The sequence below is a fragment of the Methylobacterium aquaticum genome, from assembly GCF_001043915.1.
GTDB lineage: Bacteria > Pseudomonadota > Alphaproteobacteria > Rhizobiales > Beijerinckiaceae > Methylobacterium > Methylobacterium aquaticum.
Genome location: NZ_LABX01000112.1, coordinates 15,646 through 38,603, shown reverse-complemented (window position 1 = coordinate 38,603; position 22,958 = coordinate 15,646). Strand labels below are relative to the sequence as shown.

Below are 22,958 nucleotides of genomic sequence, written 5' to 3'. Positions count from 1 at the left end.
GTGGCATTCGACGGATCGGGCCGGATATCTCACGTTTTGCGCAGCCACAGGCTGGACTCGAAGGCGCCGGGCGGCAGGGGCAGCCGCGAGAGGACACCGTCGAGCGGCCAGCCGCTCCAGACCGCGACGTAGCGGCTGGAGAAGACCAGGGCATAGGCGCTCCCCTGGAGGAGCGCCCCGACCATCCCTTGCTCGTTGTAGCCGCGCCAGGCCCATTCCGCCGGATAGGCATCGGGCAGGAACACGTCGTGGAGATGCACGAGCACGCCCGGGCGCAACCGGGGCAGCACGTCGAGGAGCAGCCGGTCGACATCGGTGCCCGGCATCGCGACGTGGCTCGAATCGATGAACAGCACGTCGCCGGGAGCGAGCGTGGCCGCGTCGTCCGCATCCTCGGGGCCGAACAGCCGCGCCGCATGGTGGAGACCGAGGCCGGCGAGCGGCGCGCGGGGCGACGGGTCGATGCAGGCGATCGCGGTCGACAGAGCGCCGTCATGGACCGCCTGCGCCAGGAAGCGGGTCGAGTGCCCCGAGCCGATCTCGACGATGCGACGGGGCTTTTCGCGACGCACCAGGGCATAGGCGGCAGCGGCGTCGAGACGCGGGAACCAGTCCTGCGTGAAGCGCGCCGGCCGCTCGCCGACGAGATCGGGGCCGCCCGCGGCAATGCGGTCGAGGCCGGGCGCCTGCGCCTCGATCGCCGCCAGGACCGCCCGGAATTCGGGCTCGGCCGTCGAAAAGATCGGGCGGAGAGCCGGGTAGCCCTCCGCCCGCACCGCACCGGCATGCCGGTACGGGATCAGGAAACCGCCCGGCCGGATCCCGAGCAAGGTGCTGAGACCGAGCCCGGCGCGGCGCAGACGAGCGCGAGTCATACCGCCTTGCGCACCGGGACGTCGCGCAGGTCCGGGGTGATGCCGGGGCCCTCGACCGGCGCCGGCGGCACGGCCGCGGGCGAGGCCGCCTTGTTGCGCAGGGCCTCGGCGAGGCGGCCACGCTCGAACAGCAGCACCACGCCGATCGCCAGGGCGAACGGCACCAACAGGTAGAACAGGCGGAAGATCAGGACCGCGGCGAGCACGTCGGTCTTCGGCAGGTCCGGCATCGCCGTGATGAAGACCAGCTCGAACACCCCGATGCCGCCCGGCGCGTTGGAGACCAGCGCCACCGAGAACGAGGCGAGGAACACGGCGAGCACCACGAGGAAGCCGGGATTCCCGACTTCCGGCAGGGCGAAGTAGATGATGCCGGCAGCCCCCAGCAATTCGAGCGGCGCGGCGATCAGCTGGCGGGCCATGATGTTGGGCCGCGGATACTCGATCTTGAACGAGCGGATGTGCAGCGGCCGGAAGTGGAGGACCGAGCCGATGACGTAGAGCGCGACGAAGCCGAGCAGGCCGAAGCCGACGAGGCGGGCCGTGGTCGGGCTCGCGAGCACCGCCGGCAGGAGGCTCGCCACGCGCTGGAGCAGTTCGGGCTCGAGCACCAGCACCAGGCCGCCGAGGAAGGCCGTGCCGAGGCCGAAGGTGAAGGAGCAGAGCGCCACCAGCACCGCCACCTGCGCGGGGGTGAGGCCCTTCGACGTGTAGGCGCGGTAGCGCACCACGGCACCGGAGAACACCGAGGCGCCGATATTGTGCGACAGCGCGTAGGTGGTGAAGGAGCACACCGAGACGAAGAGCCAGGAGATGCCCTTCACGCCGAGATGCAGCAGCGCGATCCGGTCGTACCAGGCGAGCGCGCCGTAGGCGACGAGAGTCGAGGCGACGGCCAGGGCGTAGCGGTGCGGCGGGATCGCCGCCAGGCTCGCCTTCACGTCGGCGAAGGACAGCCCCTTCAGCAGGTGCCACAGCAGATAGACCGAGACCACGACGGCCCCGAGGCCGATGACCGGCCAGATGAACTCTTTGATCTTCTTCATCGCGGTCTCGTCGCGTTCCCGTTCTCGCGCGCGCTTCTGCCCGACCCGACGGGCGACCGCAAGGACGGCCCCGCGCGAGCGGGCCCCTCCTTTCACGGGATCATGACGGTTTCGTGCCGCTCGCGCGGCGGGTCCGCTGCGAAGCGCGACGGAGCCGGTGTCAGGCGCCGCGCCGGTCGAGCCAGTCGAGGAGCAGGCGGGCCACGCCCTCAGAGCCGAGATCGAGTTGCAGGAAGTGGGCGATGTCCGGCACGGTGCGGTGCTCGGCGCCGTGATAGAGCGCGGTGCGCCACGTCGTCGCCGGCCAGATCATGCGGTCGTCGGCACCGCCCAGCACCAGGGCCGGCACCCCCGCGAAGGCCGCCGAGAGCGGCAGGGCCGGCCAATGCGCCTCGGCAAGGGCCACCGGACTCTCGGCCGACATCCGGGAGGCGTAGCTCTGCGCCCGCTCCAGCGGCAGACCCTCCGAGAACAGCCAGTGCCGGGCGAGCGCTACCGCGGGCTCCCGGCCCGGAAGCAGCGAGCCGGCCAGGGCCTCGACCCAAAATCCCGCATCGGTCATCGCGATGCGCGGGCCGACGAGGCCGAGCCCTTCCGGCGGCAGGGAGGCCATGAGGATCAGGGCGCGCAGCGGCACCCGGCCGAGGACGCGCTGCGCCACCAACCCGCCGAGGGAGTGCCCGACCAGCACCGGCGGCTCGCCCCATTGCGCCAGGGCCAGGGTCACGTCGGCGAGGTAATCGGTCAGCGAGGCGGCGCGCAGGTCGCGCCCGCCCTGGCTGCGGCCGTGGCCGCGCAGGCTCACCGCGGCGGCGCGCCGGCCGCGCCGGGCGAGGTGGGGCAGAAAGATCTCCTCGAACATCCAGGCGCCCCCGAAGGCACCGTGCACGAACAGGATCGGCGCGCCGCGGGGCTCGCCGGCAGGCTCCGCCTCGATCCATTCGAGGGCCGGTCCGTCGCGACGCCCGATCATCCGGCGCGACACCAGGGCGCGGGGCTCGGTGACGACGGTGAAGCGGCGCCGGTCCCGCGCGTGGGCGTCGTGCATGATCGTGCCTCTCGAACGGTCCGGCGGGGGTCGACCGACCCCGCGCTCGCGAATGTAACGGCCACGCCCCGTCCGCACAGTCGTGCGAACGGCACAGAACCCGCCTCATCGCAAGGGTCGCACGAGAAAGCTTGACAGAGGGGAAACGGGCCGGCCCCCTCGCGGCGCCGATGGGCCGACAGGAGACGCCGCCGTGAGCCACCCGCCGACCGACGACCCGCGCCTGTGCCTCGACGGCTATACCCCGGTCCCGCCGACCCATGTCGCCGCCGTGGTGACCTATCTGGAGAGACGCGATCCCCCTGCGCCGCGGCCGGCCGAGCCTCTGCCGCTCGCCGCCATCGGCGCGGACGTCGCCCGCTACCGGGCCCTGTATGCGGCGATCGGAACGCCCTGGCTGTGGTTCGGCCGGGCCCGCATGACTGATGATGCGCTCGGGACGATCCTGAGCCACCCGGATGTCGAGGCCCTGGCCCTCACCGAGGACGGGCGCGATATCGGCCTGCTCGAACTCGACTGGCGGCAGGCGGGGGACGCCCAACTCGCCTATTTCGGCCTCGTGCCGGAGGCGGTCGGGCAGGGTCGCGGGCGGCGCCTGATGGACGAGGCTCTGGCCCGCGCCTTCGCCCGCCCGATCCGGCGGTTCTGGGTGCATACCTGCACCTTCGACCATCCGGGGGCAGTCGCGTTCTACCGCCGCTCGGGCTTTCGCCCCTATGCCCGGGCGATCGAGGTCACACCGGACCCGCGGCTCACCGGCGACCTGCCGGGCGATGCGGCCGGGCAGATCCCGGTGCTCACGGCCTGACATGTCAGACCGGCGTCCCCGAAATGCTGACGCGTCGGGCCGTTGACCGATCTCGACATTTTGATGCCGAGTTGATTTTGATGCCAAGTCAATTTTGATGCCAAGTCAGAGGCTTGGCGACAATTCGAGGACGCACCAGGGCCGTTTCCGACGACCGTTGGTCTCAGGCGCGGGCGCGGCCGAGCCCGATCGCGTCCATGCTGGCCTGGTCGCGGGCATTCTCGGCGGCGCGCTCGCCCGAGCGCTCGCGGTCGTCGAGGATCTCGACCTTCTTCAGCTCCTCGAACGCCTCGGCCAGGGCAGCCTTGGCGGCAGCGAGCTGGACGTCGAGGTCCTCGGCCGAGCGGCGGAGCTTGTCGCGGCGCTGAGCGGCGGCGCGGGCATAGGTCGGATAGGCGAAATGGGCCGGATCGGAGATCCCGGCCCGCTGCTCCTCCTGGCCGATCTCACGGTCGAGGTCGGCGGCCATACGGGCGAAATCGGCGATCATCGCTTCGATTTGCGCGACTTTGCGGCGCTTCTCGTCGGCCTGGAAGCGGCGCAGCCGGATGAGCGTGTCCCGCGACTTCATCGTTACTCTACTCCCGCCAGGGGCTTGCGGCCGAGATCAGGCCCGCCACGCGCCGTCACGCGGGCCGCGAAGCGGACCTCGCGGCCGGCCCTCACGGCTCGCCGACGATCGCGGCGAGGCGTGCATAACCCTCGCGGATGGAGGTTGCTTCTTCCTTACCCTGCCCCAGAAAAGCCTCCAGATCTGGCATCAGACCGATCGCTTCGTCCACTTCCGGCGAGCTGCCGGGCCGGTAGGCGCCGAGCCGGATCAGCTCCTCCATGTCGGCATAGGTCGAGAGCACCCGGCGGGCGCGGCGCACCACGGGCAGGAAATCGGGGTCGCAAGCCCGCGGCATGGTGCGGGAGACCGAGCGCAGCACGTTGATCGCCGGGTAGCGCCCGCGCTCGGCGATGGCGCGCTCCATCACGATGTGCCCGTCGAGGATGCCCCGCACCGCGTCGGCCACCGGCTCGTTGTGGTCGTCGCCCTCGACCAGCACGGTGAACAGGCCGGTGATCGCCCCGTCCCCCGTCCCGGGCCCGGCCCGCTCCAGCAAGCGCGGCAATTCGGAGAAGACGGTGGGGGTGTAGCCTTTGGCGGTCGGCGGCTCACCGGCGGCGAGCCCGATGTCGCGCTGGGCCATGGCGAAGCGGGTGATCGAATCGACCATGCACAGGACCTGCGCGCCCTGATCCCGAAAGTACTCGGCGAGTGCGAAGGTGACATAGGCCGCGTTGCGGCGCATCAGGGCCGGCTCGTCGGAGGTGGCGACCACCACCACCGAGCGGGCGAGGCCCTCCGGGCCGAGATCGTCCTGGAGGAACTCCTGCACCTCGCGGCCGCGCTCGCCGACGAGGCCGATCACCGCCACGTCGGCGGCGGTGTAGCGCGCCAGCATCGACAGCAGAACCGACTTGCCGACGCCGGACCCGGCGAAGATGCCCATGCGCTGGCCGGCGCACATGGTGAGGAACGTGTTGATGCAACGCACACCGAGATCGAGCGGCGGGCCGACCCGGCGCCTGGCATGGGCGGGCGGGGGATCGGCCTGGAGGCCATAGGCGGCGGGACCGGGCGGCAAGGGTCCCAGCCCGTCGATCGGGCGTCCCAGGGCATCGACGACGCGGCCGAGCCAGGCCCGGCTCGGCCGGATCGCGCCGGCTCCGTCCGCCCGCACCCGGGCCGGGCAGCCCCGGCGCACCCCCTGGAGCGAGCCGAACGGCATGGCGAGCGCGTGCGGGCCGGAGAAGCCGATGATCTCGCACGGGATGGCGGCGCCGGCGGCCTCGTTCACCATCACGTCGAGCCGGCCGCCCAGCCGCATCGCCGCCACCGGGCCGGCGACCTCGATCAGCAGGCCGCGCACCGCCACGACCCGCCCGAAGGTCTCGACCTCCTCGACGCCCGCGAGCGCCGCCCGGGCGGCATCGAAGCGCCCTCCCCCCGCCGCGGGCCCGGTCATGGCGCCGCTCCCGGCACCATCCTGTTGATACGAGGCGGTTTCCCGAACCGTGACGCTGCCATTGCCGGATTCCATCAACGATCCATTTACCCCTCTCCTTAACACTGAGGCAGATGGGATCCGCGGCGGGTGCCCGGAGGTTCTCCGGGGGCGTGGCACGGAAACAACATCGCGGGCGGCCCTCAATGATGCGAGTCATTTAGGCGGCTCGGCGGGAGCGGGATGCAGATATGCTACCGCGAATCGGCCGGAACGGAACGCCAACCCTCAAGGGGCCGGTCCATCAGGCGGTTTCCTAACCGCTTGCGGGACAGGAGCAGGGTTTGTTAACCGTTCGGGCCTAGCGTCGCGGTTCGGAAGATAACGGGCGTCCCCCACGGGCCGGTGGGAGACGGGCGGCGGGGGCTTGCCTTAACCCTTGAGGGCCAGGGCTTGGGGACCTGAGATGCGGGTACTTCTGATCGAGGACGACAGCGCCACGGCGCAGAGCATCGAGCTGATGCTCAAGTCCGAGAACTTCAACACCTACACGACCGACCTTGGCGAGGAGGGTGTCGACCTCGGCAAGCTGTACGATTACGACATCATCCTGCTCGACCTGAACCTGCCCGACATGTCGGGCTACGAGGTTCTCCGCTCGCTGCGCGTGGCGAAGGTCAAGACCCCGATCCTGATCCTCTCCGGCATGGCCGGCATCGAGGACAAGGTGAAGGGCCTCGGCTTCGGGGCCGATGATTACCTCACCAAACCTTTCCACAAAGATGAACTGGTCGCGCGAATCCACGCGATCGTGCGCCGGTCGAAGGGCCACGCGCAATCGGTGATCACCACCGGCGACCTGATCGTGAACCTCGATCAGAAGACCGTCGAGGTGTCGGGCGCCCGGGTCCACCTCACCGGCAAGGAGTACCAGATGCTGGAACTCCTCAGCCTGCGCAAGGGCACCACGCTGACCAAGGAGATGTTCCTGAACCATCTCTATGGCGGCATGGACGAGCCCGAGCTGAAGATCATCGACGTGTTCATCTGCAAGCTGCGCAAGAAGCTGGCGAATGCCAGCCAGGGCAAGAACTACATCGAGACGGTCTGGGGCCGTGGCTACGTGCTGCGCGAGCCGACCGAGGACGAGGACCGGATCGCGGTCTGAGACGGGCCGGCCCCTGCACAACGGGGGGTCGGACGGTACGAAAGAACCCCGCTCCGGCGGGGTTTTTTCGTTGCTGGCGACGATTGGGGTTTGGCGGATGCGATCAAGGTTCGCGGCCGGACCGCGCCCGTCCGTTGCGCTCCGCCGGCGCATGGCTGCCTGCGCGGTGACGGCTGGCACCGGCGCCGGGAACCGGACCAATCGGGTCCGACGGGATGTCGAGGGAACGCCGTTCACCCTCCTCCAGCCCGGCCGCGGCGCGGGAGTCCGGGCTTCGTGATCGCGGACCCACTCGGCGGGTGTGGATCCGGTCAGGGCCGATCGGGCGCAGGGATTGTGTGCGGGGGAAGGCGGAGCCCGAGCATCGGGGCATTGCCCGGGATTGTCCGCATCCTCACCCGCCCGCCTTGCGCAGGGCTGTGCTGACGCGGCCGCTGGAGCGCGGCTCCCCGTCCTTCGTGCCGACGCGGCCCCTGCCGGGTGGCGTGCCGCCAGGACGGACCGGTGCGGCGACGACGCCCGCCGTCCCGGGCGCCGGGACGATGCCGTCAGCGCGCCGCCCAGCGCAGGCCGGACACAGCCGCGGCGGCGGTCACCGGGACGGCCTGTGTCACGGCACTGTGCGCCACGACGCCGGGGCTCGCACCCGCCTTGGCGTGACGGTAGAGGCCACGATGGTCGGGATCGGGCGTGAGCGCCTCGGTGATCCCGATCACCGTCTCGGCGGCGCCGAGCAGCACCGCGCCGTCCGGGGCGAGCTGGTCGGCGATGCGGCGCAGGACATCGGCCTTGGTCACCGTGTCGAAGTAGATCAGCACGTTGCGGCAATAGACGATGTCGAACGTGCCGAGCTGCTCGAACGGTTGCAGCAGGTTGAGAGGCCGGAAATCGACCATCTGGCGCAACGATTCTGCGATCCGCCATTGCTCGCCCACTTGCGTGAAGTGCTTGAGCATGAGCTGCACGGGCAGGCCGCGCTGGACCTCGAACTGGTTGTACAGGCCGAGCTTGGCCTTCTCCAGCACCTCGGTCGAGAGATCGGTGGCGACGATCTCCACCCGCCAGCCGGCGAGCCGCGGCGCGGCTTCCGCCAGCAGCATCGCCAGCGAGTACGGTTCCTGGCCGGTCGAGGCGGCGGCGCACCAGATCCGCAGGCGGCGCTGCGTCGCCCTCGCCGCGAGCGCGCCGGGCAGCAGCACGTCGCGAAACAGGTCGAACGGCGTCCGGTCGCGGAAGAAGAAGGTCTCGTTGGTGGTCATCGCCTCGACGACCGCCCGCTCGATGGCACCGTCGCGGGCGACCCGGAGGCAGCCGACCAGCTCGGTCAGCCCGGCAAGGTTGAAGCGCCGGCAGACCGGCGACAGGCGGCTCTCGACCAGGTAGCGCTTCTCCGCCGTCAGGGCGAGGCCGGAGCGCTGCTTGAGGTAGAGGCGGAGGAAGTCGAACTCGGTTTCGGTCATCGGCGCGGCATCCTCCCGGGGATCCGTGGCAGGGTGCACATCAGTGGCCTGGGCCGCCGAGGGCGGTGCGCAGGGCCGGGCCGATCGCCGGCAGCGGCAGGATCTCGTGGGCGTAACCGGCCTTCACCAGGCTGCCGGGCATACCCCAGACGGTCGAGGTGGCTTCGTCCTGGGCGAGCATGACGCCGCCGGCCTCGACGAGCGCCTTGGCGCCCTTGGTGCCGTCCGAGCCCATGCCGGTGAGGACCACCGACAGGGTGGCGGCGCCGTAGACATCGGCCGCGTCGCGGAACATCACGTCCACCGCCGGGCGGCAGAAATTCACCGGCGGCCCGTCATTGAGCTGGATCACCGCGTCGTTCGCGGTGCCGGACAGACCCATGTGGCGCCCGCCGGGAGCGACGTAGACGACGCCGGGACGCACCGGCTCGCCGTGCTTGGCCTCCGCGGCCGGCAGGCCGATCCGGGCGCCGAGATGCTCGGCGAAGACGGCGGTGAAGACCGGCGGCATGTGCTGGACGATCAGGATCGGCACGCGCCGCAGGGTCGCGGCGCCGATGCCTTCCAGCACCTCCCCCACCGCGCGCGGTCCGCCGGTCGAGGCGCCGACGAGCAGGCAGCGCGGCGGGCTCGTCCGCAGCGGGCGCGGGCGCACCCCGACTGGGGTGGCGGCCGGGGCCGGGCGCGGCGACGGGGCCGGGATGGCCGCGGTCGCCGGGCGCTCGGGCAGGCCGGGCCGCTCGGCCAGGGACGCCGGGCGCGCTCGCGGCCGGTTGCGCAGGTCGGCCCCGAGCATCCGGATCTTCTGGACCAGATCCTCGCGGAAGCTTGCCTGGGTGGTGACGCCACGGTTGCCCTCGGGCTTGGGCAGGTAGTCGATGGCGCCGAGCGCCAGGCAGCGGAGGGAGATCTCCGCATTGCGCTGGGTCAGGGTCGACATCATCACGACCTGGAGCCCGGGACGCTTGGCCAGCATCTTGGGCAGCGCCTGGGTGCCGTCCAGTTCCGGCATCTCGATGTCGAGGAGCACGATGTCGGGCTGGACCCGGTCGAGGGCATCGAGCGCGATGCGGCCGTTCGAGGCCGTGCCGACGATCTCGCAGCCGGCCTCTTCGAGCCAGCGCGAGACCAGCCCGCGGACCACGACGGAATCGTCGGCGACGAGGACGCGGATGCGCGATCCGGCGCTCGATGACGGGATGGAGGGCGCGGCGGATGCGGCCATGGAGTATCTCGGTGGGCCCGCCGCGGGGCGGGCCGGGGGATCGGGCCCCGGTACAAGGCCGGGGCGTCTCGTAGGCGTCTTGCGTGTTCGGGCGAGCCCGCCGCTCGGGCGAGGCTCACGCGCGGTCGGCCTTGACGGAAGGCCGACCGCGCCGGCGGACCTCTCCTGCCAACGTCCCGGGATGCTGCCGCATCCCGTCGATCTCGGGCAGGCCCGGGACCGACAGGGCCGTTGACCCCTCTCGCAGGTTCGACACCAAGGCCGGATGTCGGGGACCTTGGGATCGACGAACCATCGAGACCAGAACCAACGGTCGTCGTGGTTTGACCGCTGGGATCAGGCGAGGCCGACCGCCTGGAGCTTGGCGGTCATGATGTCCTTGTCGAAGGGCTTCATGATGTACTCGTCGGCGCCGGCATGCAGTGCCCGGGCAATCGACGCGACGTCGTTCTCGATGGTGCAGAACAGCACCTTCGGGTGGTCGCCCGAAGGCAGCCGCCGCAGGGCGCGCACGAACTCGTAGCCGTCCATGTGCGGCATGTTCCAGTCGAGCAGGATGGCGTCCGGCATGCCCGAACGGCATTGCTCGACGGCCTGTTGGCCGTCCTCGGCTTCCGCCACCCGGAAGCCGAGTCCCTCGATGATCCGGCGTGCCACCTTGCGGATCACCGCCGAGTCGTCGACGATCAGGAAGGTTCTCATCCGGCAGTCCCCGGGGTCATGCCGCGCTGGCCGCTTGGCGCTCGTCACCGAAGGCGAGAACCGCCTCGACGTCGAGGATCATCAGCAGGCGACCGTTGAGGCGGTGCACCCCGCGCGAGACCGCGCGCCAGCGATTGTGGAGATGGACCGGGTTCGGCTCGTAGGTGTCGGCCGACAACTTCATCACCTCGCCGACCTGGTCGACGAGCAGGCCGTAAGCCTCGCCGCCATGCTCCAGGCCCACCGCCATGTTGCGGCCGTCGCCGGTACGGTCGGGCAGGCCGAGGCGCCGACGCAGGCAGAGCGCCGTCACGACGCGGCCGCGCAGGTTGAGCAGGCCCTTGATCTCCGGCGGCGCCAGCGGAACGTCGGTCAGGTTGGTGGCGATGAAGACGTCGTGCACCCGATCGATCGGCAGGCCGAACAGCTCGTCGCCGAGGAGCACGGTGACATAGTCGGTGGTCTCGCCGGAAGGCGCGGTCGTGCCGGCGGTGTTGGTGTTGGCGGCCATCATGGGCGGACTCGGGATCTGTGAGGGCGTGGCGGGCGGTCTTCGTGGCGTCCGGACGCCGCGGCGTCCGGACAGCGATCGGCGGGTCGTCAGGCCGCGGCGTCGAGGGGCGCGCTGGTGATCTCGTTCACCGCCGCCACCAGGCCGGTGCGGTCGAACTTCGCCACGCAATCCGCGACGCCGAGCGCCCGGGCGCGGGCGAGGGAATCCGGCGCCATGGTGCCGGCCAAAGCCACCACCGGCATCGTCGCGAGCCGGCCGCCGGCCTTGCGCATCGCCTCGATCAGGTCGAAGCCGGAGCGGCCCGGCATCTCGAGGTCGCAGACGACCAGGTCGAACCGCGCCTCGCCACCGAGATGGCGCAAGGCCTCCTCGGCACCGCCGGCCTGCGTGACGCGGAAGCCGGCCGCCTTCAGCACCGGGGTCAGCATCTCGCGGAAGAAGGCGGAGTCGTCGACGAGGAGCAGGCTCGGCGCCTTCGGCACCGCGCGATGGGCCGCCTGGCCCCAATCGTCGTGGGCGAGCGGGAGGTAATGGGCGATGTTGACGATCTCGGTTGCCCGGTTGCGCACCACCGCCGAGCCGATCAGGTCGGAGCGCTCGGTCACCAGCTCGATGTCCAGCACCTCGTCCACGATGTCGACGATCTCGTCGACGACGAGGCCCATCGAGCGCTCGCCGTCCGAGAAGACCACCAGGGCCTGGGGGCCCTCGCGCTTCATCGCCTGCGACGGATCGGCCGGAACGAGCGGCATCAGCCGGCCGCGATACTGGATCAGCGGACGCCCGCCGACCCACTCGATCTTCGCCGCGTCGATCTCCTCCAGGCGCGTGACGAGGGAGAGCGGAACCGCCTTGAGCGCGTCGCCGCCGCCCTTGAACACTAGCAGCGTCACCGCCTGATCGGCCCCGTTCTCCTCGCCCTCGGCCTCCGCCTCGACCTCGCCGGGCTGGCCGGTCGCGGTGCCGGAGCCGACCATCCGGGCGACGCCGTTCGGGTCGATGATCAGCACCACCGCCCCGTCACCCAGGATGGTGTTGCCCGAGAAGAGCGGGATGTGCCGCAGCTTCGAGGACATCGGCTTCACGACGATCTCTTCCGTGTGGAAGACGCCGTCGACCAGGATGCCGAAACGCTGGCGCCCGACCTGGCTCACCACCACGAAGCCCTCGTCGGTCGAGGCCGGGGCGTCGGGCGCGTCGAGGCCGAGCATCGCCGCCACCGGGACGATCGGCAGCAGGCGGTCGCGCAGGCGCAGGACCGGCGAGCCGTTGATGCGCTCGACAGTGTGGTCGGTGCCCGGCTGCACCCGCACCAGCTCGAGGACCGAGACCTGCGGGATCGCGAAGCGGTGCTCGCGGGCCGAGACGATCAGCGCCGCCACGATGGCGAGCGTGAGCGGAATCTTGATCGTGAAGGTGGTGCCGCGGCCGAGCTGGGTCTGGATGTCGATCGTGCCGCCGATCAGCTCGATGTTGGTCTTCACCACGTCCATGCCAACGCCGCGGCCGGAGACCGAGGTGACCGCCTTGGCGGTGGAGAAGCCGGCATGGAAGATGAACTTCGCCACCTGGGCGTCGGTCATCCGCTCGATCTCGGCCTCGCTGGCGACGCCGCGCTCGACCGCCTTGCGGCGGATCGCCTGAAGATCGAGGCCCTTGCCGTCGTCGGCGATCTCGATCGTGATCGTGCCGCCCTCGTGGAAGGCGTTGAGACGGATCGTCCCCTTCTCGGGCTTGCCGGCGGACTTGCGCTCCGCGCCCGACTCGATGCCGTGATCGGCCGAGTTGCGCACCATGTGGGTGAGCGGGTCCTTGATGACCTCGAGAACCTGGCGGTCCAGCTCGGTCTCGGCGCCCTGCATCACCAGGTCGATCTTCTTGCCGAGTTCCGACGACAGGTCGCGCACCACCCGCGGCAGCTTCTGCCAGGCCGAGCCGATCGGCTGCATGCGGGTCTTCATCACCCCTTCCTGCAGCTCGGCGGTGACGTGCGAGAGCCTCTGGAGCGGCACCTTGTAATTGCCGTCCTCGTGCCGGCGGGCGATCTCGAGCAGCTGGTTGCGGGTCAGCACCAGCTCCGAGACCATGGTCATCAGGTGCTCGAGGGTGTCGACGTTCACCCGGATCGTCTGCACCTTGCTGACCGGGCTGGTGTCGGTCTCGGCCACGGGCCCCTCGGACCGCGCCGGATCGGCGCGGCGGGCCTCGGCCGGGGCCGCCTCCTGCCGGACCGGCTCGGCACGCGCCGGCCCCGGACGGGCCGCTGCCGGGCGCACGGGCTCGGGCGCCGGCATCGGGACGGGAACCGGGATCTCGGCCTCGACCTCGGGGCCGGGGGTGTCACGGAAGGCGCGCTCGAGATCGTCGAGGGAGACTTCGCCGGGCTTCAGGGCGCGCTCCAGGACCTGGAGCACCATGGTGCCGGAGGTCGCCGGGGGAGCGGCGGGAACGGGCTCGGGCGCGGGCATCGGCGCCTCGGACATCCGCTCGAGGGCGCCGATCAGATCCTCGTCGATCCCGGCGGGTTCCGCGGCGGTCCGCTCCAGCTCGGCCACGATCAGCTTGATCCGGTCGAGGGTCTGGAGGATGAGGCTCACGGCGGGGCTCGTCACCGGCATGCCGTCGCGGAACTTGCCCATCAGGGTCTCGGCCGCATGCGCCAGCGCTTCGAGGCGCGGCAGGCCGAGGAACCCGCAGGTGCCCTTGATGGTATGCACCAGCCGGAAGATATTCCGCAGGATCGTCTGGTTGTTCGGATCCTGCTCGAACCGGACGAGCTCGAGGTCGACAGTGTCCAGGTGCTCGCCGGTCTCTGTCAGGAACTCACGCAACAAATCGTCCATCGCGGCCACTCATCGATCCACGCAGGATCTCTGCGCTGAGTCACGCTGCCATGGGAGCCTTTATGATCCGTTGCCGAAAAACCTCACACTGTTCCGGCCCCGGTCACAAATCCGTCCGGGACCAGGAAAAACAGGGGATACGCGAGAGAAAACGGCCCGTCCCCAACGGCCGAGTGCAGGGTTAAATGCCGTTATCGTCCGTCTCGGCATTGGTCTCGGCCGAGGCGGGAGGCACGCTCGGGGCGGCAGCCTCGGCCCTGATCGTCACCGTGTCGCCGTCGATCGAGAACCGAACGTCCATCTCGGCGGCGCGGGCGACCAGGCCGGCATAGAACGGCTGGATCGCGTGGGCGTCGACGGTGCCGCCCGCGGGCGTGCCGGCGATCAGCGTCTCGACATGGGCCGGGATGCGCGCATGCGTGCCCTTGGCGGTGAGAACGAAGAGCGCCCCTTCGGCCTCGCCCGTGACCTTGACGTCGATGACGCCGCCCCGGGGAATCGCCGTCACGGCGATGACCACGAGGTTGAGAAGCAGCTTGACCTTGTTCTTCGGGAACAGCGCCCGCGGCGCGCTCCAGGAGAGCTGCGTCTTCTCGTCGCCGAACATGCCGCGGGCGACGTTCTCGGCATCGGCGAGATCGATGCTGGAGCCCGCCGAGCCCGCGGCCCCGAAGGCGATGCGGGCGAATTGCAGCCGGGCCGAAGCCTGCTTGGCGCTCTTGCGGATCAGATCGAGGGCGAAGTCGCGCATTTCGGCGCTGTCCTCATCCTCCAGCACCTCGAGGCCATTCACGATGGCGCCGACCGGGCTGATGACGTCGTGGCAGACCCGCGAGCAGAGCAGCGCCGAGAGATCGAGGGCGTCGAGGGTGACGGTGGTCATGGGAGTGCTCCGCGGGGCCGGCAGATGATGTCGAGTCGCGGCGGCTCCCGCCACGTTTTGCCGGCACGGATAGCCGCCGCGCGGCGGTTTGAAAAGGCGATCGCGTGCGGGGTTCGCTCGGATCGCCGCGGCAGGGCCGATCCGGCGGGATTGATGACAAAATCGTCGGCGGAGGGCATGACAGCACCATGACACCCGCACCGTCCCTGTCCCTCGACCGATCGCCCGAGCCCGCCGAGCGGGACGCCGTCGCTCTGCGGCTTGCCGAGATCGCCGCGTCTGCCGGCGTGCTCCTGCGGGCCTACGAGCGCGGCGGCTGCCGCCACCACCTCAAGGCGGATGGCTCGCCGACGAGCCAGGCCGACCTCGCCGCCGAGGCGCAGATCGTCGCCGACCTCGCGCAGACCTGGCCCGGCATCCCGGTGATCGCCGAGGAGACCGCCGCCGAGGCCGCCCCGGCCGCCCTGTTCTTTCTCGTCGACCCCCTCGACGGAACCAAGGACTTCCTGAAGGGGACCGGCGAGTACACGGTGAACATCGCCCTCGTCGCCGGCGAGCGGCCGGTCGCGGCGGCTCTCGTGGCGCCCGCCCTCGGCCGGGTCTGGGCCGCCGGCACGCATGCGCTGGAAGCGGCGGTCGCCGAGGGCCGGCCGGGCGCCTTCCGGGCCGTCGCGGCGCGGCCGGTCCCGCCGGAGGGAATGACGGCCCTCGTCAGCCGCAGCCACGGCGAGGCGGCGGATGAGGCCTGCCTCGCGGGCCTGCCGATCGGGCAAAGACGCGGGGTCTCCTCGGCCCTCAAGTTCGGTCTTCTCGCCTGCGGTGAGGGCGACGTCTATGTCCGCTGCGGCCCGACCATGGAGTGGGACACGGCCGCGGGCGACCACATCCTGACCCAGGCCGGCGGATGCGTCGTCGGTCCCGATGGGCATCCGTTCGGCTACGGGCGCCGGCCCGGCCAGTACCGCAACGGCCCGTTCGCGGCCTTCGGCGACCCGTCCCAGGCCGGCCGCGCGGTCCTGCCCGCCGGGGCCTGAATCGGGCGTCAGCCGCCGAAGGCGGGATCGCGTGGCTGCCGCCGAAGGCGGCATTGGGTTTCAGCCGCCGAAGGCGGGATTGGGTTTCAGCCGCCGAAGGCGGCATTGGGCCGCAGCTTCGGCCAGCGTGCCTCCGCGGTGTCGATCAGCGTCGTGTCCGCCCGTGCGCGGCGCTCGGCGTCGCGGAACAGGTAGACACGTTCGTCGCTCATGGCCGCCACGAGCGGGTCGGCCTCGACGAGGCGACCGGCGGCCACGCCTTCCGGATCGAAGCCGCCGAGGCGCGGGGCATAGGCGTCGGGGGATCGCGCGAAGGCGCCGCGATTGGCCGCGGACTCGAAGCGCCAGACGAGGCCCGACCAGGTGAATTCATGCGCCTCAAAGCCAGGCCGCGGCACCGATCCGAGCCGGTAGGAGACCGCATCGAAGCCGCGCAGGGCCAGCCCGGTCAGGCGGTCGGCGGCGTAAAGGTCCAGCACGCCGAGCGGCGTCTCGCCGCGGGCCGGCCGGATCGCCGCGACGGGGAGGATCGCTCCGACCGAGACGAGCGACAGCACGCCGCGGCGCGTTAACCGGATCTTACCCATATTCGCCGCATCTGTGGCATCCCGCCGCCCGTCCGCGCCGGTTTCCGCGGGCCCATCGCCCCGTGACCGACCACGACCATTTAAAGCCGGGACGCCTAACGAATGCTCTCAGCCTCCTCCGCCGCCGCAGGTCGGCAGACATCCGGGGTCTCGCGCCGGCGTGCCCTCGCGGTCCTCCTCGCCGGGCCCGCAATGCTGGGCGTCCTTCCCGCCGCGGCGCAGGGGCGCGGGTCCGGCGATTCCGGCACCTTCCAGCCGCAGGAGATCATCGATTCGGGCCATCAGTTCTTCGGCTCGGTATCGCGCGGCCTCGCCCTGACGATCCAGGAGGCGAGCCGGCGCTGGGGCGAGCCCAACGGCTACATCCTTGGCCAGGAAGCCTCCGGCGCGATCATCGGCGGCGTGCGCTACGGCGAGGGCACGCTCTTCACCCGCAATGCCGGCCAGCGCAAGGTGTTCTGGCAAGGCCCGTCGCTCGGCTTCGACGTCGGCGGCGACGGCGCCCGCACGATGATGCTGATCTACAACCTGCCGCGGGTGAAGGCACTCTACCGCCGCTTCGTCGGCATGGACGGCTCGGCCTACGTGGTCGGCGGGTTCGGCATGTCGGCGGTGACCGCCGAGAACATCGTGGTGGTGCCGATCCGGGCCGGGGTCGGGGCTCGCTTCGGGATCAATGTCGGCTATCTCAAGTTCACCGACGCGCCGACCTGGAACCCGTTCTGACCGGATCGGCTCCGCACGGCCGCGCTGGTCCTGGCGGCGTTCCCGTGGCAGGGTTCGGCCCCGCGCCGCCCCTGCCGGGCCCCTCGCCGGAGGCCCGGCGTGCGCCGACCGTATCAACCGTTCGTGCGGGGGATCCCGCCCGGACGCCGAGAGAGTATCGCCCGGGTGATCGAGTCCCTGATGTTCGCGGCGCTGGGGTTTCTCGGCGCCAGCCTGTGCGCCCTGCTGATCCTGCCGGCGCTCAACGCCCGGGCCGAGCGCCTGGCGCGCCGCCGGCTCGAGGCGCTCTACCCGATGTCGATCGTCGAGCTGACCGCCGAGAAGGATCACCTGCGGGCCGAGTTCGCGGTGCGCGAGCGCCAGCTCGAGCGCCGGGTCGAGGAAGCGATGGCCGCCCGCCGGGCCGAGATGGAGGAGATGGGTCGCCGCATCGTCCGGATCGGCACGCTGACCCAGGAGATCGAGCGCCGGGACGCGCATCTCTCCGAGATCGAGCGCGATCTCCTGGCGACGCGCGGCAATCTCGCCCAGGTTCAGAGCGACCTGGTCGAAGCCCGCACCGCCCGTGCCGCCGCCGAGGAGGCGATGCGGGCGCTGGAGGCGCCCTACCAGCGGGCCCTCGCCGAACTCACGTCCTTGCGCGGGGAGGTCGAGGCGAGCCGGAGCGGCCGGGCCGAGGCCGAGACGGCACGGGGCGTCGCCGAGGAGCGCGTGCGGGCGGCCCGCGGGCAGGTGGCAGCCGCCGGGGAGACCGTCGCCAGTGCCGCGCGCGAGCAGATCCAGGCGCTCGAGGACGCGCTCGCCGATCTCGTGAGCCGCCACGCCGCCGAGGCCGAGGCGGCCCGGGCCGAGATCGCGCGGCTGCACCAGGCCCTGAAGGCGGCCGGCCGGGCGGCAGCCCCGCCCCTGACCGCCGAGATCGCCGCGCAGAACGCCGCTCTGGAGCGCCGAATCGCCGAGGTGGCCGACGCCCTGATGCAGGGTCAGGTCCGGCCCGAGCCGCGCCTGCCGCAGGCGACGCCGATGCCGACGCCCGCCGCGGCGGGATGACACGAGAGGATGTCCCTCGGTCGTTGTGCTCTGCGGCACATCGCAGCCGTCCGGTCCCCCGCATGGCGGCGATGCGCCGACCTGCGACACCCCGCGGAAACACCACCCAAGCCGTTGTGGCAATGAAGTTCTCTCGTCCCCCGGCCTGCGCCCGGCCGCGCATCGCCGGCGTCGGGCCCCCACCGGTCCGGCCCCTCAGCCCTTGTCAGGCTGCGGGTTTCGGGCCATGTCGCTGCCACCTCCAACCCTCCGCAAGGCTTCGACAGACATGATGCTCAGGCCGATGTCGCTCGTTCTCCTGGCTGCCGGCAGCCTGATGGTGCTCGCCGGACCGGCTCTGGCCCAGCGGGACGACCCTAACCTGAAGAAGTACTGCACGGGCGACTACATGACCTATTGCGGCAACCTGCCGCCGGACGGTCCCGAGGTCCAGGCATGCTTCGAAAAGAACATGAAGAAGATTTCGGTCAACTGCAAGAAGGCGATCGATTACTACGAAGCGACGCACAAGTAAGGCGTTTGCGGCGGCCTCGGCTCACGCCGAGGCTTCGGCGCGGCTCGCGGCCTCCAGGGCCTCGGCCAGGGCCTCGATGGTGAAGGGTTTTCGCAAGACCGTCTCGCCAGGGCCCAAGCGCGGGCCCTCCTGCGCGTCGTCGCGGGGATGGCCGGTGGCGAAGATCACCCGCAGGTCGGGCCGGCGCCGCCGCGCCTCGGCGGCCAGGGTCGGCCCGTCGATGCCCGGCATCACCACGTCGGTGAACAGGACCGCGACGTCCCGCTCGCTGTCGAGGGCGGCGAGGGCCGCCGCGCCGTCCGGCGCCGTCACGGTCCGGTAGCCGAGTTCGCCGATCGTCTCGGCGCTGGCGAGCCGCACTGCGGCGTCGTCCTCCACCACCAGCACGGTCTGCCGCGCGCGGCCAGGCCGGGACGCGGCGAGGCTGGACCGTCCGGCGGTCTCGGCCGGCACGCCATCCGCGCTCACCGGCAGCATCAGCTCGATGGCGGTGCCTTGCCCCGGCTGGCTGTCGATGCGCACGCGCCCGCCCGACTGGGTGACGAAGCCGTAGACCTGGCTCAGGCCGAGGCCGGTGCCCCGCCCCTGCGGCTTGGTGGTGAAGAACGGCTCGAAGGCCCGGGCGACCACCTCGGGCGGCATGCCGGTGCCGGTGTCCCGGACCGTGACGGAGACCGCCTCCCGGCCGTCGTCGAGGGTGGCGTGCGCGGTCTCGAGGGCGAGCGTCCCGCCGCCCGGCATCGCATCGCGGGCATTGACCGCGAGGTTGAGGATCGCGTTCTCGAGCTGGTTCTGGTCGACGAAGATCGCCGGGGGATCGGCCATCAGCCGGGTCTCGACCCGGACCGTCTCGCCGAGGGTGCGCCGGAGCAGGTCGATCATGCCGCCGACGAGGCGGTTCGGGTCGGTCGGGCGCGGCTCGAGCGGCTGCTGGCGCGCGAAGGCGAGGAGCCGGTGGGTGAGCTTCGCCGCCCGGTCGGTGCCGTCGAGGGCGCCGGCGATGAAGCGGCCGACATCGGTGTCGCCCCGGGCGATGCGGCGCTGCACCAGCTCGAGGGAGCCGGTGATGACCGCCAGCAGGTTGTTGAAGTCGTGCGCGATGCCGCCGGTGAGCTGGCCCACCGCCTCCATCTTCTGCGACTGGCGCAGCTGGCTCTCGGCGGCGAGCCGCTGGGCGTGCTCGCGCTTGAGGTCGGACAAGGCCTGCTGCTCGGCCCTGGCGCGGGCGAGCGCCAGCCAGGCCATCATCACCAGCGTCAGGGCCGAGACGGTGGCGACGAGGCCATAGACCCGCAGGTTATCGTACCAGCGGTCGAGGGCGATCGCGGTCTCGACCGAGAAGGCGACATCGACCGGGTATTCGCCGATCCGGCGCCAGGCATAGAGCCGCTCGGCCTCGCCCGGCGGCGTCCCGGAGGCCGCGCCGCCCGGCGGCCGGGCGCGGATCGCCCGCAGCAGCGGGTCGCCCTGAGCCAGCCGCTCGTCGACCTCCGGGCCGGGCGGCTCGCGCACCAGAACCGCCCCGTCGGCGCGCACCAGCATGGCCCGGTGGTCGGTCGGCGCGGCGATCTCGGCATAGAAGCGGGCGAAGTACTCGGTCCCGAGCGCGATCACGATGACGCCGTCGAAGCGCCCGTCATCGGTCGAGCGCCGCCGGCTGACCATGAAGGCGGCAGTGCCGTCCGGCTCGCGCACGGCCGGGCTGACATAGATGCCGATGTCGCGCTGGCGGTGGACCGAGAACACGTCCCGCTCCGCGACGTCGCGGCCGAGATCGGCCTCGCGGCTGGACGCCTGGATCTTGCCCTGCGGATCGACCACCCAGACCGCCCTTGCCTGGGCGAGGGGCGCCTTCAGGCTCGCCAGGAACCCGCCGGTGGCGGGCGCCGCGATCTGGCTCCAGCCGCGGTCGAAGACGTAATCGTCGACCCGGTCCATCGCCAGCTCGGCGGTGTCGAACACCTTCGAGGCGTGCTCGTGCATCACCGCCGCGGTGCGGACCACGGCGCTGTCCTCTTCCCGCAGGACCTCGGCCCGGTTCCACCACGCCGCGCCCACCAGGACGACGCACGGCACCAGGAAAGCCGCGGCGACGAGGAGCTGGTGCAGCCGCACCGTCGAAAGGCTCACAGGACACTCACAAACGCGACGGAAGCCGACGCGAGGGCCATAAGCTTAACCGTTCGTTAACGGATTGGCGAGCGAAACGATCGCCGTTCCGTCGCCTCGCCGCGGGTGGCCCGCGTGGCTTTGTGTCGCCGGGTGGCGACGGGACGCCCGGACCGGGCCCCTCCTCTTCCGGTCCGCCCTCGCAACGCCGCCTTAACGGCCACGCTCGAATGCCGTGCAACCGACGCGCAAAGTCCGTGGCCGATGCCGTGAGCGCCGGGCTCGCCTCGCGCTAGGCTGGCCGCTATGGTGCCGCCACGCTTAGCGCCCGGATGTCGCCCGTGTTCCGTCCCCGTACCCTCGCCCTCCTCGGCCTGATCGCCCTCTCGGCCGCCGCCTGCGGCCGGCGCGGCCCGCTCGAGCCGCCGCCCGCGGCGGCCCCGGCCGTCCAGCCGCAAGCCGGGACCGCCGCGGGCTCGCCCCGGCCGAAGACCGGGGCCGCCGCGGTCAACACCCTGCCGGCCGGAATCGGCCTGTCGGCAGGCGCCTCCGCCCCCGACGAGGCCGACGAGCTACCGTCGGCCGCCGTCGCCGCCCCGACCGGGATCCCGGCCCCGGTCGAGTCGTCGTCCCGCCGCCGCAAGGGCTACGCGATCCCCAAGGAGCCCTTCCCCCTCGACCCGCTGCTCTAGCGGGGCCCAGGGTGCCAACGCCGTCCGGTTTCGTGTAGAGGGCGCGTCTCACGCGCTCGCAGCAGGCGCGGCAGCGCCCGGACGTCGGTCACTCCCATGCACCATTTCACCTACCGCGACGGCGTGCTCCACGCCGAGGACGTCGACCTGGCACGGCTCGCGGGCGCGGTCGGCACCCCGTTCTACTGCTACGCCTCCGCCACTCTGGAGCGGCATTACCGGGTCTTCGCCGAGGCTTTCTCCGGCGACGATGCCCTGGTCTGCTACGCCATGAAGGCGAACTCGAACCAGGCGGTGCTCGCCACCCTGGCGCGGCTGGGCGCCGGCATGGACATCGTCTCGGAGGGCGAATTGCGCCGGGCGCTGGCCGCCGGCGTGCCGGGCGAGCGGATCGTGTTCTCGGGCGTCGGCAAGACCGAGGGCGAGATGGCGGCGGCGCTCGATGCCGGCATCCTGTGCTTCAACGTCGAGAGCGAGCCCGAGCTGGAGCAGCTCTCGCGGGTGGCCGCCGCCAAGGGCGCGACGGCGCCGGTCTCGATCCGGGTCAACCCGGACGTCGATGCCCGCACCCACGCCAAGATCTCGACCGGCAAGTCCGAGAACAAGTTCGGCATCCCGATCTCGCGCGCCCGCGAGGTCTACGACCGGGCGGCCCGCCTGCCGGGCCTGTCCCTCATCGGCGTCGACATGCATATCGGCAGCCAGATCACCGATCTGGCGCCCTACGACAACGCCGCCTCCCTGCTCTGCGGCCTCGCCCGCGACCTGATGGCGGCGGGACACGCGCTGCACCACGTCGACTTCGGCGGCGGGCTCGGCATCCCCTACCGGGACGACAACGCCCCGCCGCCCGATCCGGCTGCCTTCGCCGAGGTGCTGCGGCCGCATTTCCGGCCCTTGGGCCTGAGGCCCGTCTTCGAGATCGGCCGGATGATCGCCGGCAATGCCGGCGTGCTCGTCACCCGCGTCCTGTACGTGAAGCACGGCGAGGGCCGCACCTTCGTGATCGTCGATGCGGCGATGAACGACCTGATCCGCCCGACTCTCTACGAAGCCTACCACGCCCTGCGCCCGGTGGCCGAGCCGATGCCCCAGTCCGGGCGGCTCACCGCCGACGTGGTCGGCCCGGTCTGCGAGAGCGGCGACTACCTGGCGCTGGCCCGCGAGATGCCGGAGGTGAAGCCGGGCGACCTGATCGCCGTGATGTCGGCCGGCGCTTACGGCGCCGTGCAGGCGTGCACCTACAACACGCGGCCGCTGGTGCCCGAGGTGCTGGTGCGCGGGGCTGACCACGCGGTGATCCGGCCGCGGCAGACTTACGAGGCGCTGATCGGGCTCGATCGGATGCCGGAGTGGCTCGCCGTCTGAATCGGCTCGCGCCGATCGCTAAAATGCGAGAGACTTTCCGAACGAGGCGGCCAGTCCTCCCGGGCTAACGTCCCGGCATGTGATCCGGGAGGAGCTGACGTCATGGCGTCCCAAGACAGTCTTCAAGGCAATCTTCTCGCCCGCGCCGAGGCCGTGGTGCAGCGCGCGTTCCGCGTTGCCGCCGAGCATCAGGCGACGCTGGCCCAGGCCCGCAGCGCCGTGCAACCCCTGCGCGACGCGGCGGCGCGTCAGAATGGGGGCGTGCCGCACGCCCAGGACATCGACCGGCCGCGCAAGGACCGGTCGGCCTGA

Annotated in this window: 22 protein-coding genes; 9 read left to right on the top strand and 13 right to left on the bottom strand. The window is 71.4% G+C overall.

Annotated features, from left to right (window positions below; all coding sequences use genetic code 11):
• Positions 1-29: 29 nt before the first annotated feature.
• From VP06_RS15245 to VP06_RS15235, 3 genes are all read right to left on the bottom strand, one after another.
• On the bottom strand, positions 30-875 hold the full coding sequence (locus tag VP06_RS15245; protein WP_048464629.1) for a class I SAM-dependent methyltransferase: 846 nt from the start codon (positions 873-875) through the stop codon (positions 30-32).
• Positions 872-1,921, bottom strand: a complete 1,050-nt coding sequence (locus VP06_RS15240) for a lysylphosphatidylglycerol synthase domain-containing protein (RefSeq protein ID WP_048464628.1) — start codon at positions 1,919-1,921, stop codon at positions 872-874. Before VP06_RS15240 ends, VP06_RS15245 begins: the two co-directional genes overlap by 4 nt.
• Before the next feature lie 160 nt (positions 1,922-2,081).
• Positions 2,082-2,969 carry an alpha/beta fold hydrolase gene (locus tag VP06_RS15235; protein WP_082167408.1) on the bottom strand — a complete coding sequence of 296 codons (888 nt, stop codon included), beginning with the start codon at positions 2,967-2,969 and terminating at the stop codon, positions 2,082-2,084.
• 193 nt (positions 2,970-3,162) lie between these two features.
• On the opposite strand from VP06_RS15235, the gene VP06_RS15230 reads away from it, so the two are divergent.
• Positions 3,163-3,777, top strand: coding sequence for a GNAT family N-acetyltransferase (locus VP06_RS15230; protein WP_245291187.1), 615 nt, complete (start codon positions 3,163-3,165; stop codon positions 3,775-3,777).
• Positions 3,778-3,940: 163 nt separating this feature from the next.
• On the opposite strand, the gene fliJ is transcribed toward VP06_RS15230, so the two are convergent.
• Positions 3,941-4,348: a flagellar export protein FliJ gene (gene fliJ, locus VP06_RS15225; protein ID WP_048464627.1), complete on the bottom strand. Its 408-nt coding sequence runs from the start codon at positions 4,346-4,348 to the stop codon at positions 3,941-3,943.
• A gap of 91 nt (positions 4,349-4,439) precedes the next feature.
• Complete coding sequence (gene fliI / locus VP06_RS15220) at positions 4,440-5,792, bottom strand: flagellar protein export ATPase FliI (RefSeq protein WP_048464626.1); 1,353 nt, start codon at positions 5,790-5,792, stop codon at positions 4,440-4,442.
• A gap of 445 nt (positions 5,793-6,237) precedes the next feature.
• Between fliI and ctrA the strand changes: the two genes are divergently transcribed.
• On the top strand, positions 6,238-6,939 hold the full coding sequence (gene ctrA / locus VP06_RS15215) for a response regulator transcription factor CtrA (RefSeq protein ID WP_048450105.1): 702 nt from the start codon (positions 6,238-6,240) through the stop codon (positions 6,937-6,939).
• 548 nt (positions 6,940-7,487) lie between these two features.
• On the opposite strand, the gene VP06_RS15210 is transcribed toward ctrA, so the two are convergent.
• The 6 genes from VP06_RS15210 to chpT form a co-directional block, all read right to left on the bottom strand.
• Positions 7,488-8,399: a CheR family methyltransferase gene (locus tag VP06_RS15210; protein WP_048464625.1), complete on the bottom strand. Its 912-nt coding sequence runs from the start codon at positions 8,397-8,399 to the stop codon at positions 7,488-7,490.
• A gap of 40 nt (positions 8,400-8,439) precedes the next feature.
• Positions 8,440-9,624, bottom strand: a complete 1,185-nt coding sequence (locus tag VP06_RS15205) for a protein-glutamate methylesterase/protein-glutamine glutaminase (RefSeq protein WP_048464624.1) — start codon at positions 9,622-9,624, stop codon at positions 8,440-8,442.
• A gap of 336 nt (positions 9,625-9,960) precedes the next feature.
• Positions 9,961-10,326, bottom strand: coding sequence for a response regulator (locus tag VP06_RS15200; RefSeq protein WP_048464623.1), 366 nt, complete (start codon positions 10,324-10,326; stop codon positions 9,961-9,963).
• 16 nt (positions 10,327-10,342) lie between these two features.
• Positions 10,343-10,840: a chemotaxis protein CheW gene (locus VP06_RS15195; protein WP_048464622.1), complete on the bottom strand. Its 498-nt coding sequence runs from the start codon at positions 10,838-10,840 to the stop codon at positions 10,343-10,345.
• A gap of 86 nt (positions 10,841-10,926) precedes the next feature.
• A complete protein-coding gene (locus VP06_RS15190; protein WP_048464621.1) occupies positions 10,927-13,683 on the bottom strand; it encodes a hybrid sensor histidine kinase/response regulator in 2,757 nt (918 codons plus the stop codon).
• Between the two features lie 181 nt (positions 13,684-13,864).
• Positions 13,865-14,566: a histidine phosphotransferase ChpT gene (chpT, locus tag VP06_RS15185; protein WP_048464620.1), complete on the bottom strand. Its 702-nt coding sequence runs from the start codon at positions 14,564-14,566 to the stop codon at positions 13,865-13,867.
• A 188-nt stretch (positions 14,567-14,754) separates the two neighbouring features.
• Between chpT and VP06_RS15180 the strand changes: the two genes are divergently transcribed.
• The gene (locus VP06_RS15180) at positions 14,755-15,600 is read left to right on the top strand and encodes a 3'(2'),5'-bisphosphate nucleotidase CysQ family protein (RefSeq protein ID WP_048464619.1); all 846 of its coding nucleotides are present in this window, start codon (positions 14,755-14,757) and stop codon (positions 15,598-15,600) included.
• An 86-nt stretch (positions 15,601-15,686) separates the two neighbouring features.
• Here VP06_RS15180 and VP06_RS15175 read toward each other — a convergent pair whose 3' ends face one another.
• Entirely contained in the window at positions 15,687-16,187 is a 501-nt protein-coding gene (locus tag VP06_RS15175; protein WP_048464618.1) for a hypothetical protein, read from the bottom strand.
• A gap of 102 nt (positions 16,188-16,289) precedes the next feature.
• Between VP06_RS15175 and VP06_RS15170 the strand changes: the two genes are divergently transcribed.
• The 3 genes from VP06_RS15170 (at position 16,290) to VP06_RS15160 (ending at position 18,477) form a co-directional block, all read left to right on the top strand.
• The gene (locus tag VP06_RS15170; RefSeq protein ID WP_048464617.1) at positions 16,290-16,913 is read left to right on the top strand and encodes a DUF1134 domain-containing protein; all 624 of its coding nucleotides are present in this window, start codon (positions 16,290-16,292) and stop codon (positions 16,911-16,913) included.
• A 165-nt stretch (positions 16,914-17,078) separates the two neighbouring features.
• The gene (locus VP06_RS15165) at positions 17,079-17,963 is read left to right on the top strand and encodes a hypothetical protein (RefSeq protein WP_048464616.1); all 885 of its coding nucleotides are present in this window, start codon (positions 17,079-17,081) and stop codon (positions 17,961-17,963) included.
• 268 nt (positions 17,964-18,231) lie between these two features.
• A complete protein-coding gene (locus VP06_RS15160; RefSeq protein WP_048464615.1) occupies positions 18,232-18,477 on the top strand; it encodes a 3',5'-cyclic-nucleotide phosphodiesterase in 246 nt (81 codons plus the stop codon).
• Positions 18,478-18,498: 21 nt separating this feature from the next.
• Here the strand turns inward: VP06_RS15160 and VP06_RS15155 are convergent, their stop codons facing one another.
• Positions 18,499-20,607, bottom strand: coding sequence for a hybrid sensor histidine kinase/response regulator (locus VP06_RS15155; RefSeq protein ID WP_048464614.1), 2,109 nt, complete (start codon positions 20,605-20,607; stop codon positions 18,499-18,501).
• Between the two features lie 320 nt (positions 20,608-20,927).
• Here VP06_RS15155 and lptM point away from each other — a divergent pair, with 320 nt between their 5' ends.
• From lptM to VP06_RS15140, 3 genes are all read left to right on the top strand, one after another.
• Positions 20,928-21,278 carry an LPS translocon maturation chaperone LptM gene (gene lptM / locus VP06_RS15150; protein WP_245291186.1) on the top strand — a complete coding sequence of 117 codons (351 nt, stop codon included), beginning with the start codon at positions 20,928-20,930 and terminating at the stop codon, positions 21,276-21,278.
• Between the two features lie 96 nt (positions 21,279-21,374).
• Entirely contained in the window at positions 21,375-22,646 is a 1,272-nt protein-coding gene (gene lysA, locus VP06_RS15145) for a diaminopimelate decarboxylase (RefSeq protein ID WP_048464612.1), read from the top strand.
• Positions 22,647-22,748: 102 nt separating this feature from the next.
• Positions 22,749-22,958, top strand: a complete 210-nt coding sequence (locus VP06_RS15140) for a hypothetical protein (RefSeq protein WP_048464611.1) — start codon at positions 22,749-22,751, stop codon at positions 22,956-22,958.